This is a genomic window from Bradyrhizobium sp. WSM4872 (genome assembly GCF_055811715.1).
Genome location: NZ_JBVVPT010000004.1, coordinates 311,432 through 323,898 on the forward strand (window position 1 = coordinate 311,432; position 12,467 = coordinate 323,898).

Consider the following 12,467-nt stretch of genomic DNA (forward strand, 5'->3'; position numbering starts at 1 on the left):
CGAACAACGAGCCTTCGCCGAACTCCTTCCCGGGGCAACGGGTCCTGGCTTTCGCCAGGACGACGAACGAGATTGGATCAAATCTCCTTCTTCTGCATCGCACCCGCAATGTAATCCGCCTGCCGGATCGCGAGCGAGACGATGGTCAGCGTCGGATTGCAGGCTGCGCCGCTGGTGAACTGGCTGCCGTCGGAGACGAACAGGTTCTTGACGTCGTGGCTCTGGCCGAACTTGTTGACCACGCCGTCTCGCGGCTTCTCGCTCATCCGGTTGGTGCCGAGATTGTGCGTGCTCGGATAGGGCGGTGTCGGATAGCTCACGGTGGCGCCGACGGCGTCGTAGACCGCCGCACCCTGCTTGTACGCGTGAGCGCGCATCGCGAGATCGTTGGGATGATCGTCGAAGTGCACGCTTGCGACCGGCTGGCCAAACTTGTCCTTCACGGTCGGATCGAGCGTGATGCGGTTGGTTTCCTGCGCCATGTCCTCGCCGACGAGCCACATACCGGCCATCCGGGGATAGCCGTCGAGCGCTGCGGTGAACGGGCGTCCCCAGGCGCCGGGGTTGAGGAACGCCGCCATGAAGGGCAGGCCGATCGACAATGTCTCCATCTCGTACCCGCCGACGAAGCCGCGCTTCGGATTATTTGCGGCCTCGTCGCGGATGATGCCGGCCATGGTGGTGCCGCGATACATGTGCACCGATTTCTCGAACACGGCGTAGACGCTGCCGGTCATGTGGCGCATGTAGTTGCGGCCGACCTGGCCTGATGAATTGCCGAGGCCGTCCGGAAACATCGTGGATGCGCTGTTCAACAGCAGCCGCGGGCTTTCGATCGAATTGCCGGCCACCGCAACGATGCGGGCCTTCTGGCGCTGCATCGCGCCAGTCTCGTCGGCGTACACCACGCCGGTGACCTTGCCGCCCGCGTCATGCTCGATCTTGACCGCCATGCTCGCGGGGCGGACCTCGAGATTGCCGGTCGCCTCGCCCTTGGGGATCTCGGTGTAGAGCGTCGACCATTTCGCGCCTGATTTGCAGCCCTGAAAGCAGAAGCCGATCTGCTGACAGGCGCCGCGGCCATCGCGCGGTTGGCTGTTGATCGCCATGTTGCCGGTATGCACGGTTTTGTATCCGAGTTTTTTCGCGCCGGCCTCCATCACCCTGAAGTTATTGTTGCCGGGAAGTCCGGGAATGCCGTTGGTGCGGGTCACGCCCATCTTGTTCTCGGCCTTGGCGTACCACGGCTCCATCTCGGCGAGCGTGACCGGCCAGTCCAGCAGGTTGGCGCCGGGAAGGTTGCCGTAGGTGCTCTTCACCTTGAACTCGTGCTCCTCGAACCGCAGCGATGCGCCGGCCCAGTGTGTGGTCGAGCCGCCGACCGCTTTGACGATCCAGGCGGGAAGACCCGAGAAGTCTTTTGCGACGCGCCATGTTCCCGATGTGGTGCGGGCATCGGTCCACGCGAGTTGGGAGAAACTCTCCCACTCGTCATTGACGAAGTCCTGATTTTCGATGCGGGGACCTGCTTCGAGAATGACGACCTTGATGCCCTTCTGTGCGAGTTCGTTGCCCAGTGTGCCGCCGCCGGCACCGGAGCCGACGATCACCACAACGCCGGAGTCGTTCAGATCGAATTTTGCCATATGCGTTCTCCTGAACCGTTGGGGTGGACGTTAAGCCTTCGGCAGCCAGTCGATGTCGGCGAAGCCGCGGTTGATGTAGCCGCCGTGCTCGGCCGAGGAGCCCTCGTAGCCGAACCGCGGCCAGACCTCTTTTTGGTTGTAGAGAGAGACGATGAGATCGCCGCGCACCTTCTGGAAGAACTCGCTCTGCTCGATCTCCTTCAGGAGCACCACGCGGTCGGCTTCCCAGGGCACTTCGGCGTAAGCCACCTTGTGGCGATCACGCGCATTCTGATCGAGCCGTGTGATGCCGTCGCTGATCAGCAACTTGACGGACGCGTCCTTCGCCGCCTTGCCGTCCCACGGCTTGATCGCGGTGATGTAGTAGCTGTCGCCGAGGACGTCGTGCGGATAAATGTCGCGCGCGACCTTCAGCAGCGTCTTCATCGTTGTGGGCGAAAGCGCACTGGTCTCGTCGGCCCATGCGCCCTCGACGCTGACGGCGACGCTGGCCGCGACTGCCGCGACCGGCACGGCGGTCGCGGCGCCCTTGAGAAAGACGCGGCGGCTGTGCTTGCTTCGACGATCGACTTCTCTCATGGCATTCCTCCGTTGATCTTGATTTTTGATTTGGTTAGTTGAAACGTCCGCCGCGCTGGATCACCTCTATCTTGTAGCCGTCGGGGTCGCTGACGAAGAAGAAGCGCGCGAGCGTTTTGCCGTCGTGCTTGAAGTCGCGCAGCGGGCCCGGTGCGAGCTTCTGGCGCCCGAAGCGGGCATGCTCGGCATCGAGATCCTCGACCACCACGGCGAGATGTCCGTAGCCGTCGCCGAGCGCATACGGCTCCTTGCGATCGAAATTGACCGTCAGCTCCAACTCGAAGGATGAGGAGGGATGACGCAGATAGATCAGGGCAAAGTCTGCGAACTTCAGACGGTCGGTGACTTCCAGGCCAAAGGCCCGCTGGTAGAAGTCGAGCGAGCGCGCCTCGTCGAGTGCGCGGATCATGGAATGGACCGGCTTTGCCATTCAGTTCTGCTCCTTAAGAAAGGCGATGATGGCGGCGCGCGTCTCCGGCTTCGCCTGCCGGTAGACCATGACCACGCCGGGAATCACGGTTTGCGGATCGGTCAGCCAGGCGTCTAGCTTCGTCTCGTCCCAGGCGAAGGCTGCTTGTGCGAGGGGCTCTGAATAGTGAAAGCCTTCGACCTTGCCGGCGGGCCGCCCGACGATCCTGACCAGCGGCGGACCCTGCCGCACCGGTTCTGACAGGTTCATGGTGTGGCACACCGCGCATTGCTGCTTGAACAGTGTCGCGCCATCCGGCGGCTTTGCAGCCGGCAAGGGCATTTGCGCCTCGGCCACCCGCATCGCCAGCACCATCGCGGTGCACAACCCCAGCACGATCGCGCGCATCGTCAAAAGTCCGCCCATCCACGTCAATTCAGCGTGCGCAAATTCTAGGCGCGGCAAAACAAGCCGTGGTAGTAGCGGGCTGTTTCGCTGCGTGCGGAGATGCGCGCGGGCAGCGTTGTTCCGCGCTGCCGCATATGCGGAGGACAATTCCGCGAAACCGCCGTCAAATCCCTAAACGATCACCACACGAGGCAGATTGCATCGCGGTCGCGCCGTTCGAGCTCAACGCGATGGATTGGTTCGGCTCGGGCGGACGGCGCATCAAGCCGCCGAACCGATCATCGCGAAAATCCAGGAGAAATGGATGAAGTTGGTGAAGACCTCCGCAATCGCATGCGCCGTCTCGGCCCTCATTGTGACACCGGCTCTCGCGCAAGGTACGTCGTCTGGCGCCAAGTCTAGCGGCACGGTGCAAAGCAAACCCATGCAAGGTAGCACGATGGGCAGCGGCGACGAGGAGATGAGCGCCCAGCCGGGCGCGGGAGGCGAGACGACGGGCATGAAGCCGACGAAGGGCACCAGGGGCACGGTTGGCACCACGGGCAGTGCTGCACACAAAGGGACGGCCGACGAGTCCGCGACAGGCGGTGCAGCCACGGGCAAGCGCTACTAGCCAATGGAGTGAGACGGCAGAACTCCGGTCGCCGTGCGGCCGGAGTTCTTTTGCAGTCTCTGCTAGTCGTCGAAATGCCCGCCGCGCTTCGACTTGATGTCGCTGCGGCGCTTCTTGCCCTCGAGCCGGCGCTGCTTGGAGCCAAAGGTCGGCTTTGTCGCGCGTCGCGGCTTCGGCCGGACCATGGCTTCGCCGAGCATCTCCGTAAGGCGGTCGATGGCGTCCTGGCGGTTGCGCTCCTGCGTGCGGAAGCGTTGGGCCTGGATCACGATCACGCCGTCCTTGGTCATGCGTTGCCCTGCGAGCCGGGCGAGGCGCAACGCGGCATCCTCCGGCAGCGTCAGCTTCCGGGTGTCGAAGCGCAATTGCGCCGAGGTCGCGACCTTGTTGACGTTCTGCCCGCCCGGGCCGGAGGCGCGGACAAAGCCGATCTCGATGTCGTCCTCGTCGATGACGAGATCGCGGGATATCCGCAGCATGGTGGCACCATTCGTGATGCCCGGACATATCCCGGACGCCCAAGTTCGGCAATGGCGCCCCGAAATGCAAATGGCCGGGCGAGCCCGGCCATTTCAGGAAGCGTAAGAAAGACGTCAGTTCGACTTCGTCGCCGGTGTGGCTGCCGGTTGCGCCGCGGCCTGCGGAGCGCGGCCGACGACGACGGTCAGCAGGCCCTGGCCCCAGAGGCGCCTTGCGGCCGCCTTGGCGTCGTCCATGGTGACCGCATCGACGACGGCGTTGCGCTTCTCGATATAGTCGATCGGCAGCTTGTCCTGCTGATATTGCAGCAGCGCCTGCGCGAGCTTCGAGGAGGTGTCGAGCGCCAGCATCTGCGAGCCCTTGAGGTAGGACTTGGCCTCGTCGAGCTCCTTCTGCGTCGGGCCTTCCTCGGCGATCCGGCGCACTTCCTTGTCGATCGCGTCGATAGTGTCGCCGGCGCGGTCGGCGCGGGTGCCGGTATTGCCAATGAAGACCGCCGAATGCTCCATCCAGAGCAGCGATTCGAACACCGAATAGGCCAGCCCGCGCTTCTCGCGCACCTCGCGATAGAGCCGCGAGGACAACCCGCCGCCGCCGAGGATGTGGTTGACGACATAGGCTGCCATGAAGTTCGGATCGCTGCGTTTCACCCCGGGGCCGCCGAAGGTGATCACGGTCTGGGGCACGTCGAGCGCCACGAAGGCGCGTTGCGGCGGCTTGGCGGCCTCGACGTCGGGGACCGGCACGAGGTTAGCCTTGGCGGGCAGGCTGCCAAACGTGTGGTCGAGAAGCTTTCCGAGCGAATCGGGATCCACGTCGCCAACCACCGCGATCCTGAGCGTGTCCTTGGCGAGCACGCGGGCGACATAATCCTTCATGTCGGCAACCGTGATGGTTGGAACGCTGTCGAGGTTGCCGTTGGACTGCCGGCTATAGGGATGATCGCCGAAGGCAACCTCCAGGAATTTGCGGCTCGCCAGCGAGGTCGGGTTGGTGGTCTCGCGGCGCAGGCCCGAGATTACCTGCGAGCGAATGCGTTCGACGTCGGCGGTTTCGAAATGCGGCGAGGTCAGCGCGCTTCGCAGCAGGTCGAAGGCCTCGTCTTTGTTGTCGCGCAGCATGCGCAGGCTGCCGCGGAACGTGTCGCGGGTGGCGCTGAAAGAGAGCTCGATGGCGCGGCGATCGAGCCGCTCATGGAAGGTCTTGGAATCGAGATCGCCGGAGCCTTCGTCGAGGAGATCGCCGACCAGATTGGCGACGCCCGACTTGTCCTTGGGATCCTGGGCCGAGCCGCCGGCAAAGGAATATTCCATGGCGATCAGCGGCACGGTCGCATCCTGCACGAACCAGGCTTCGATGCCGCCCGGCGAGGTCAAGTGCTGGATCTTTGCAGCCGCCTGCGACGGAGAGACGGTAGCAAGCGCGAGTGCCGCGCCGGTGGCAAAGGAGAATGCAACACGTCGAAGGAAGGGATAGGTCACGAACGCTTCTCCTCGCGCTTGGCGGCGCCGGTGTCCTTGATCAGATAGCCCGTCACCGAGCGCTTCTTCTCGAGCCATTTCTGCGCGACGGTGCGGACCTGCTCGGCGGTGACGGCGCGGATGCGATCGGGCCAGCTCCGGATGTCTTCGATCGACAGGCCTGTGGTCAATGCACCGCCATACCAGCGTGCCAGCACCGCTTGGTTGTCCTGGGCGTAGATGGCCTCGGCGATGAGCTGGGTCTTGACCCGCTCGAGATCCTCGGCACGGATCGGATTTTGCGCGATGTCGGCAATGACGCCGTCGATCACCTGCTCGACCTCGGCGAAGCTGACGCCGGATTTGGGGGAAGCCGAGATCGCGAACTGGGTCGGGTCGAGCGAGATGCTCGAATAGCTGGCGCTGGCGGAGACCGCGAGCGGCTTGTCGACCACGAGCGCGCGGTAGAGATAGGAATTGTTGCCGCTGCCCATCAGCTGCGCCAGCACGTCGAGGGCCGCGCTTTCGCCGGCTGCAGCCGTGGTCGCCGAGGGCACCAGGTAATAGCGCCGCAAACCGGGTTGCTCGACGCGCGGATCGGCCAGGGTCACGGTGCGCGGCGCCGCGGGCTCCGGCTCCTGCGGGCGGACGCGGCGCGCCGGGATCGCCGGTTGGGCCGGGATGGACCCGAAATTGCGCTCGACCAGCGGGCGGATGTCGGCGGGCTCGACGTCGCCGGCGATCACGAGGGTCGCGTTGTTCGGCGCATAGAAGCGGCGGTAGAAGGCTAGCGCATCCTCGCGATCGAGCTTCTCGATCTCCTGGTGCCAGCCGATCACCGGCCGGCCGTAGGGATGGTTGAGATAGAGCGCGGCCATGATCTGCTCGTTTAGCCGCGCGTCCGGATTGTTGGCGACGCGCATGTTGTACTCTTCGAGCACGACGTCACGCTCCGGCAGCACGTTCTCGTCCTTGAGGATCAGGCCGGTCATGCGGTCGGCCTCGAACTCCATCATCTTCGGCAGCTGCTCTTTCGGCACCCGCTGGTAGTAGTTGGTGTAGTCGACCGAGGTCGAGGCGTTCTCGTTGCCGCCGACGCGGAGCACGGTCTGGGAGAATTCGCCGACCGGATGCTTCGATGTGCCCTTGAACATCAGGTGCTCGAGGAAGTGCGCGAGCCCGGACTTGCCCGGCGTCTCGTCCGCCGAGCCGACCTTGTACCAGATCATTTCCGTGACGACGGGCGTGCGGTGGTCGGGAATCACCACGACCTGCATGCCATTAGCAAGCGTGAAGCTGGCGGGCGGAGCCGATGTCACCGTGGTCTGCGCAAGGGATGCGCCGGCCGTCAGAACACTCGTCGAAAGCAGCGCGGCAAGGAGGCGGGCAGCCGATCGGTAAGAGGACATCATGATCCTTCTGAAAGGCCGAGCCCGGATGTCCGGCTCGGAGGCACGGCATGGTACACCGTGCGGCAAACGCTTCGCGTCACGAAGCAGAGAACTCAACTCGGGCGCAAGTTACTGATAAGCAATTAAAGACCGCGTCCGGCGCACACGAGCCGCCGGCGCGGGACCGGGTCTGTCGGGATGTCGCAAAGGGACAGGAGGCTATTGTTCCTTGTCCTTGCCGGACATGATGTCGAAATAGGTCCGCCTCGTCTTGTCCTCTCCGGCGCCATAGGCGTAGCTCGGCGACGGCGTCTGGTAGCCCGGCGGCGGCTCGACCAGGGACTGGCGCGGCGGCTCGGTCGTGAATTGCTTGGCCTCGCCTTTGTTGTTCGACATCATGCCCCACAGGCCGCCGGTGAAACCGAGCTGGGCCGGGCTGAGCGACGGATTGCCGTTGGTGCCCGGCTGAATAGGATCATTGCTCGTGCGCTCGGGTGCGGCTGTCCTGCCGACCTCCATCTCGGCGGGCGACAACGCCCGGCCTGCCTGCCAGCTCTCCGTGGCCTTGACGGCCTTCTTCCGCTGCGCGATGGCCTCCTTGCGGCGCCTCTCGTCAGGGTCCTTCGGCCAGTTCGGTGCGTTCTTGGCTTCAACGCCGGCGGGTGGCGGCAGGTCGAGCTTGGGTGGTACCACCAGCGGCGACCGCTCGCGGTATTCGATACCCTTCTTCTCCATGCTCTTGGCGCCGATGCCGGACATCAGATTGTCGATGAGCTTCTCTTCGAAGGTCATGTCGTCATCGTCCTCGCCGTCGTCGCCGGCGCGAGCGGCGCCAGCCGACATGACGAGACCGATGCCGAGCGCGACAGCGGACAATTTCAACGCCCGCCAGAACCCCTGCCGGGGGTCTCCAACCATCGAACTGCTGGTCTTCGAGCTGCGCATCACTGTACCTGTTCCAAATTGTGGCAGTTTGCCGCTCTCGCGCGGCATAATCCCTCGCAAAAGCAAGGTTCCGCCTGCCGGTCCGTATCGGCCGGGATCAGGGCGCTTTTGCGGCGGGTACCCCCAGGAAGGAATCATACAATAGCGCCGCCACGCCAGCAACGATGGCGACGTCCGCGAGGTTGAACACGTACCAATTATAGGTTTTTCCGCCGATCTCGACGTGAAACAGGGCGAAATCGACCACCGCGCCGTAGGCCAGGCGGTCGATGCCATTTCCGATGGCGCCGCCGATGATCAGGCCGAGGGCGATGGTTGCCAGCAGGGTGTGCGAGCGGGCCATCCAGATCGCCAGCGCGACCACGGCGAGGACCTTGACGGCCATCAGCGCCATTTGCGCAGCCTGGCCGTCGTTCTGGAGCCAGCCGAAGCTGATGCCGATGTTCCAGGCCAGCACCAGGTCGAAGAACGGCGTCACCTCGACCGCGCCGCGACGGGCGAGGTCGAACACGTTCAGCAGCCAGAGCTTTGAGGCCTGGTCGGCCACGAGCGTGACCAGGGCCGCGAGGATGCCGGCGCGGAGCGGGGTCATGCAGGGGAGATCTCTGTCGCCACCACAAACACCGCCGTCGTCCCGGCGAAGGCCGGGACCCATACTCCGAGGCGGAAGTTGTTTGAGGGACTCGTGGTCATCGGCCTTCGCTGCAATTGGCGGTCGTGGTTATGGGTCCCGGCCTTCGCCGGGACGACGCAGAGTTAAACGCTGACCCCCAGGGCCTTCCATTCACGCAGCGCCTTGGCGTCGCGCGGGGTGACGTCGGGATATTCGGGGTCTTCACCCACCGCCGGCGAAATCTTCCAGGAGCGGGCGCATTTCGTGCCGACGGCCTTCTCCACCACGACTGCGACGCCTGGCACGGCATCGAGACGGAATGCGGAAGCCGGCGCCTCGTCCTCCCGCACCTCGTAGTTCGAGGTGATGCAGATCTCGGCGAGGTCGGCGTCGAACAACGTCGCAAGCATGTCGCGGTCGGCGACATAGATGACCGGCGAGGCCTCCAGCGACGAGCCGATGTTCTTGGCGGCGCGTTCGAGCTCCAGCGCACCGGTGACGACGCGGCGGACGTTGCGGATCGCTTCCCACCTCGCGGCGAGCTTGTCGTCGCGCAAGCTTTCGAGGTCGTCGGGAAACTGCGTCAGATGAACCGAGGGCTCGGCGTTGGGCCTGTACATGCGCCAGGCTTCCTCCGCGGTGAAGCTGAGGATCGGCGCCAGCCATTTCAGGATCGAGCTGCACAACAGATCGATCGTGGTCAGCGCCGCCTTGCGCGTCGGCGAGGACGGCGGATCGCAGTACAGCGTGTCCTTGCGGATGTCGAAATAGAACGCGGAGAGCTCACTGTTCAGGAAGGCGGACAGGGTTGCGACCACGGTCTTGTAGTCGAACTCCTGATAGGCCTTGCGGATAACATTGGCGCGCACCGCGAGCTCGTGCAGCATGAGCCGTTCGAGCTCAGGCATGTCGGCGGGGGCGACTGCATCGGCCGGCTTGTAGTGATCCAGCGTTCCCAGCATCCAGCGCACGGTGTTGCGCAGCTTGCGATAGGTCTCGATGGTGTTCTTCAGGATCTCCGGGCCGATGCGCTGGTCGTCGGCATAGTCGGTGGCGCAGACCCACAGGCGCAGGATATCCGCGCCCGAATCCTTGATCACCTTCTGTGGCTCGACGGTGTTGCCGATCGACTTCGACATCTTGCGGCCGTTCTCGTCGAGCGTGAAGCCGTGGGTGAGCACGATGTCGTAGGGCGCGCGGCCGCGCGTGCCGGCGCTTTCCAGCAGCGAGGAATGAAACCAGCCGCGATGCTGGTCGCTGCCTTCCAGATACATCACGGTGTCGTCGCCGCCATCGACCTTGCGGACGATATTGCCGAGCTGCGGGAAGTTCTGGCGATCCTCGAGCACGAAGGCATGTGTGGAGCCGGAATCGAACCAGACGTCGCAGATGTCGTCGATCTTCTTCCAGTCTTCCTTCGCGCGCGATCCAAGGAAGCGCTCGCGGGCGCCTTCCATGTACCAGGCGTCGGCGCCTTCCTCCATGAAGGCTTCAGTGATGCGCTGATTGACGATCTCGTCCTGCAAGATCTCGGCCGAGCCGTCGCTCTTCTCGCGCACGAACACGGCGATCGGAACGCCCCAGGCGCGCTGGCGCGAGATCACCCAGTCGGGGCGGTTGGCGATCATGCCGTTGATGCGGTTCTCACCCGACGGCGGCACCCATTGCGTGACCGAGATCGCATGCAGAGCGCGGGCCCGCAGCGTATCGCCCTTTTTTGCATGGCCATTCTCGCTGACGTCCTTGTCCATCGCGATGAACCATTGCGGCGTGTTGCGGAAGATGACCGGCTTTTTCGAGCGCCAGGAATGCGGATATTGGTGCTTGAGGCGGCCGCGCGCGAGCAGCTTGCCGGCCTCGATCAACGCCTTGATCACGGCTTCATTGGCATCGCCCTTCTCACCCTTGTCGTTGAGCACGCGCTTGCCCGTGAAGCCGGGGGCCTGCGCGGTATAGGCGCCGTTCTCGTCGACAGTGTAGGGGATAGCGGTCGAGATACCGCGCTCATCGAGCTCGCGGGTATTGGCCATCCAGACGTCGAAGTCTTCGCGGCCGTGGCTCGGCGCGGTGTGCACGAATCCGGTGCCGGTATCGTCCGTAACATGCTCGCCGGCGAGCAGCGGCACGATAAACTCGTAGCCGCCATCGAGGCCGCGCAAGGGATGGGCGCACTCCACGGCGTCCAAGGTGTCGCCGGGAATGTCGCGCAGCTTCTCATAGGCCGTGACGCGCGCCTGCTTGAACACCTCTGCGGCAAGCGCGTCGGCCAGGATCAGGAGATCGCCGGTCTTCGCCCAATTGTCCGCGGCCGCATCCGTCACCTTGTAGAGGCCGTAGGCGATCTTCGGTGAGAACGAGATCGCGCGGTTGCCGGGCAGTGTCCACGGCGTGGTGGTCCAGATCACGACCGAAGCATTGGCGAGCGCACCATGGGCCGGGGACGTGACGGGAAACTTCACCCACACCATGTCGGAGGTGTAGTCCTCGTACTCGACCTCGGCCTCGGCGAGCGCGGTCTTCTCGACCACGCTCCACATCACCGGCTTGGAGCCGCGATACAGCGTCCCGTTGGCGGCGAACTTCATCAGCTCGCGGGCGATCTGCGCTTCGGCGGGATAGCTCATCGTCTGGTAGGGATGATCCCAGTCGCCGATGATGCCGAGGCGCTTGAATTCCTCGCGCTGCACGTTGATCCAGTGTGTCGCATAGGCGCGGCATTCTTTCCGGAACGCCACCATCGCAGCGGAGTCGCGGAAGTCGGGCTTCTGCTTGCCCTTGGAGCGGTAGTTCTCTTCCTCGATCTTCCATTCGATCGGCAGGCCGTGGCAGTCCCAGCCAGGCACATAGTTGGAGTCGAAGCCGAGCATCTGCTGGCTCTTGGTCACGACGTCCTTGAGGATCTTGTTCAGCGCGTGGCCGATATGGATGTTGCCATTGGCGTAGGGCGGGCCGTCATGCAGCACGAATTTGGCGCGGCCCTGGGCTTCCTGGCGCAGTCTGTCGTAAAGGCCGATGTCGTTCCAGTATTTCAGCAGCTCCGGCTCGCGCTGCGGCAGGCCGGCGCGCATCGGGAATTCGGTCTGTGGCAGGAACAGGGTTTTCGAATAGTCTTTGGCTTCGGATTTTTGGGACTTTTGTGGCTTGTCGGACATGAGGCTGACTGGCTCGGAAAGGCGCGGGAACGGATGGCGATGCGGAATCGCGGGTGAAACGACAACATCCCGGTCTTGCGCCGAGCCGAAGGCTCAGGCGGAAGCCGGGCCGCTAATCCCTATGATGCGCCGCGCAAACATGGGCTCTCCATAGCAGGGGGGCGGGGGAAGCGCAAAAGGTTCGGCGGGCCGGTTTCCGACCTCAATCGATGACACCAAGCCTCGGAAACGCGTCCGGGGCGGCGGCGAGCATGGCGCGGGCGCGGGCGGAATCGTCGTCCATCTGGCGGATCAGGGCCTCCAGGCTGTCGAATTTCAGCTCCTCGCGGATGAAGCCGATAAAGGCGCAGTCGAGCGTCTGTCCGTAAAGATCGCCTTTGAAGTCGAACAGGAAGATCTCCAGCAGCGGCGCACCATTATCAAACGTCGGGCGGCGGCCGAAGCTTGCGACCCCGTCCAGCCGCTCCGCGCCGCGGCCGACCCGCACCGCGTAGATGCCGTGCTTGAGGCCGCAATTGGCATCTAGGCGGATATTGGCGGTGGGATAACCGAGGTCGCGGCCGCGCTTCTCGCCGTGGATGACCTCGCCGGTGATGAACCAGGGCGCGCCGAGCATGGCCGTGGCCTCGTCGAGTTGGCCTTCGGCGAGGGGGGGCCGGCGCGCGCGGGGCGCGCCCCGCCGCGCGGCGCTAGCGCCAGCCGGGGGGCCGGCGCCCGCCCGGCCGCGCCGCGGCGCCGCGCGGCGCGCGCCAGCGCCGACCGCATGGCCAA

The 12,467-nt window shown here is 64.5% G+C and carries 12 protein-coding genes; 1 reads left to right on the forward strand and 11 read right to left on the reverse strand.

Annotated features, from left to right (window positions below; all coding sequences use genetic code 11):
- Positions 1 to 77 precede the first annotated feature (77 nt).
- The 4 genes from AC0L3C_RS08970 to AC0L3C_RS08985 are packed head-to-tail and all read right to left on the reverse strand — an operon-like array spanning position 78 to position 3,042.
- Positions 78 to 1,646, reverse strand: coding sequence for a GMC family oxidoreductase (locus AC0L3C_RS08970; RefSeq protein ID WP_473262556.1), 1,569 nt, complete (start codon positions 1,644 to 1,646; stop codon positions 78 to 80).
- Between the two features lie 30 nt (positions 1,647 to 1,676).
- On the reverse strand, positions 1,677 to 2,225 hold the full coding sequence (locus AC0L3C_RS08975) for a gluconate 2-dehydrogenase subunit 3 family protein (RefSeq protein ID WP_473407714.1): 549 nt from the start codon (positions 2,223 to 2,225) through the stop codon (positions 1,677 to 1,679).
- A 34-nt stretch (positions 2,226 to 2,259) separates the two neighbouring features.
- Entirely contained in the window at positions 2,260 to 2,655 is a 396-nt protein-coding gene (locus AC0L3C_RS08980) for a VOC family protein (RefSeq protein WP_473262557.1), read from the reverse strand.
- Positions 2,656 to 3,042 (reverse strand): c-type cytochrome, encoded by a 387-nt coding sequence (locus tag AC0L3C_RS08985; protein ID WP_473262558.1) that lies wholly within the window; start codon positions 3,040 to 3,042, stop codon positions 2,656 to 2,658.
- 304 nt (positions 3,043 to 3,346) lie between these two features.
- Between AC0L3C_RS08985 and AC0L3C_RS08990 the strand changes: the two genes are divergently transcribed.
- Entirely contained in the window at positions 3,347 to 3,655 is a 309-nt protein-coding gene (locus AC0L3C_RS08990) for a hypothetical protein (protein WP_473407715.1), read from the forward strand.
- 62 nt (positions 3,656 to 3,717) lie between these two features.
- Here the strand turns inward: AC0L3C_RS08990 and arfB are convergent, their stop codons facing one another.
- From arfB to AC0L3C_RS09025, 7 genes are all read right to left on the reverse strand, one after another.
- Entirely contained in the window at positions 3,718 to 4,134 is a 417-nt protein-coding gene (arfB, locus tag AC0L3C_RS08995; protein WP_247352946.1) for an alternative ribosome rescue aminoacyl-tRNA hydrolase ArfB, read from the reverse strand.
- A 114-nt stretch (positions 4,135 to 4,248) separates the two neighbouring features.
- Positions 4,249 to 5,616: a M16 family metallopeptidase gene (locus AC0L3C_RS09000; RefSeq protein ID WP_473407716.1), complete on the reverse strand. Its 1,368-nt coding sequence runs from the start codon at positions 5,614 to 5,616 to the stop codon at positions 4,249 to 4,251.
- Positions 5,613 to 7,007 carry a M16 family metallopeptidase gene (locus AC0L3C_RS09005; RefSeq protein WP_473262561.1) on the reverse strand — a complete coding sequence of 465 codons (1,395 nt, stop codon included), beginning with the start codon at positions 7,005 to 7,007 and terminating at the stop codon, positions 5,613 to 5,615. Before AC0L3C_RS09005 ends, AC0L3C_RS09000 begins: the two co-directional genes overlap by 4 nt.
- Positions 7,008 to 7,205: 198 nt before the next feature.
- Complete coding sequence (locus AC0L3C_RS09010) at positions 7,206 to 7,931, reverse strand: hypothetical protein (RefSeq protein WP_473262720.1); 726 nt, start codon at positions 7,929 to 7,931, stop codon at positions 7,206 to 7,208.
- Positions 7,932 to 8,028: 97 nt separating this feature from the next.
- Positions 8,029 to 8,523: a signal peptidase II gene (gene lspA, locus AC0L3C_RS09015; protein ID WP_473262562.1), complete on the reverse strand. Its 495-nt coding sequence runs from the start codon at positions 8,521 to 8,523 to the stop codon at positions 8,029 to 8,031.
- 164 nt (positions 8,524 to 8,687) lie between these two features.
- Entirely contained in the window at positions 8,688 to 11,696 is a 3,009-nt protein-coding gene (gene ileS / locus AC0L3C_RS09020; RefSeq protein ID WP_473407717.1) for an isoleucine--tRNA ligase, read from the reverse strand.
- Positions 11,697 to 11,898: 202 nt separating this feature from the next.
- Positions 11,899 to 12,467 (reverse strand): riboflavin kinase (locus tag AC0L3C_RS09025; protein ID WP_473407718.1); only part of this gene is annotated, 569 nt, incomplete at its 5' end.

Coding starts and splice junctions, on each gene's coding strand:
- AC0L3C_RS08990 (WP_473407715.1), top strand. CDS start 3,347: ATGAAGTTGGTGAAGACCTCCGCAATCGCATGCGCCGTCTCGGCCCTC.
- AC0L3C_RS09005 (WP_473262561.1), bottom strand. CDS start 7,007: ATGATGTCCTCTTACCGATCGGCTGCCCGCCTCCTTGCCGCGCTGCTT.
- AC0L3C_RS09010 (WP_473262720.1), bottom strand. CDS start 7,931: ATGCGCAGCTCGAAGACCAGCAGTTCGATGGTTGGAGACCCCCGGCAG.
- AC0L3C_RS08970 (WP_473262556.1), bottom strand. CDS start 1,646: ATGGCAAAATTCGATCTGAACGACTCCGGCGTTGTGGTGATCGTCGGC.
- AC0L3C_RS08980 (WP_473262557.1), bottom strand. CDS start 2,655: ATGGCAAAGCCGGTCCATTCCATGATCCGCGCACTCGACGAGGCGCGC.
- arfB (WP_247352946.1), bottom strand. CDS start 4,134: ATGCTGCGGATATCCCGCGATCTCGTCATCGACGAGGACGACATCGAG.
- AC0L3C_RS08985 (WP_473262558.1), bottom strand. CDS start 3,042: ATGCGCGCGATCGTGCTGGGGTTGTGCACCGCGATGGTGCTGGCGATG.
- lspA (WP_473262562.1), bottom strand. CDS start 8,523: ATGACCCCGCTCCGCGCCGGCATCCTCGCGGCCCTGGTCACGCTCGTG.
- AC0L3C_RS08975 (WP_473407714.1), bottom strand. CDS start 2,225: ATGAGAGAAGTCGATCGTCGAAGCAAGCACAGCCGCCGCGTCTTTCTC.
- ileS (WP_473407717.1), bottom strand. CDS start 11,696: ATGTCCGACAAGCCACAAAAGTCCCAAAAATCCGAAGCCAAAGACTAT.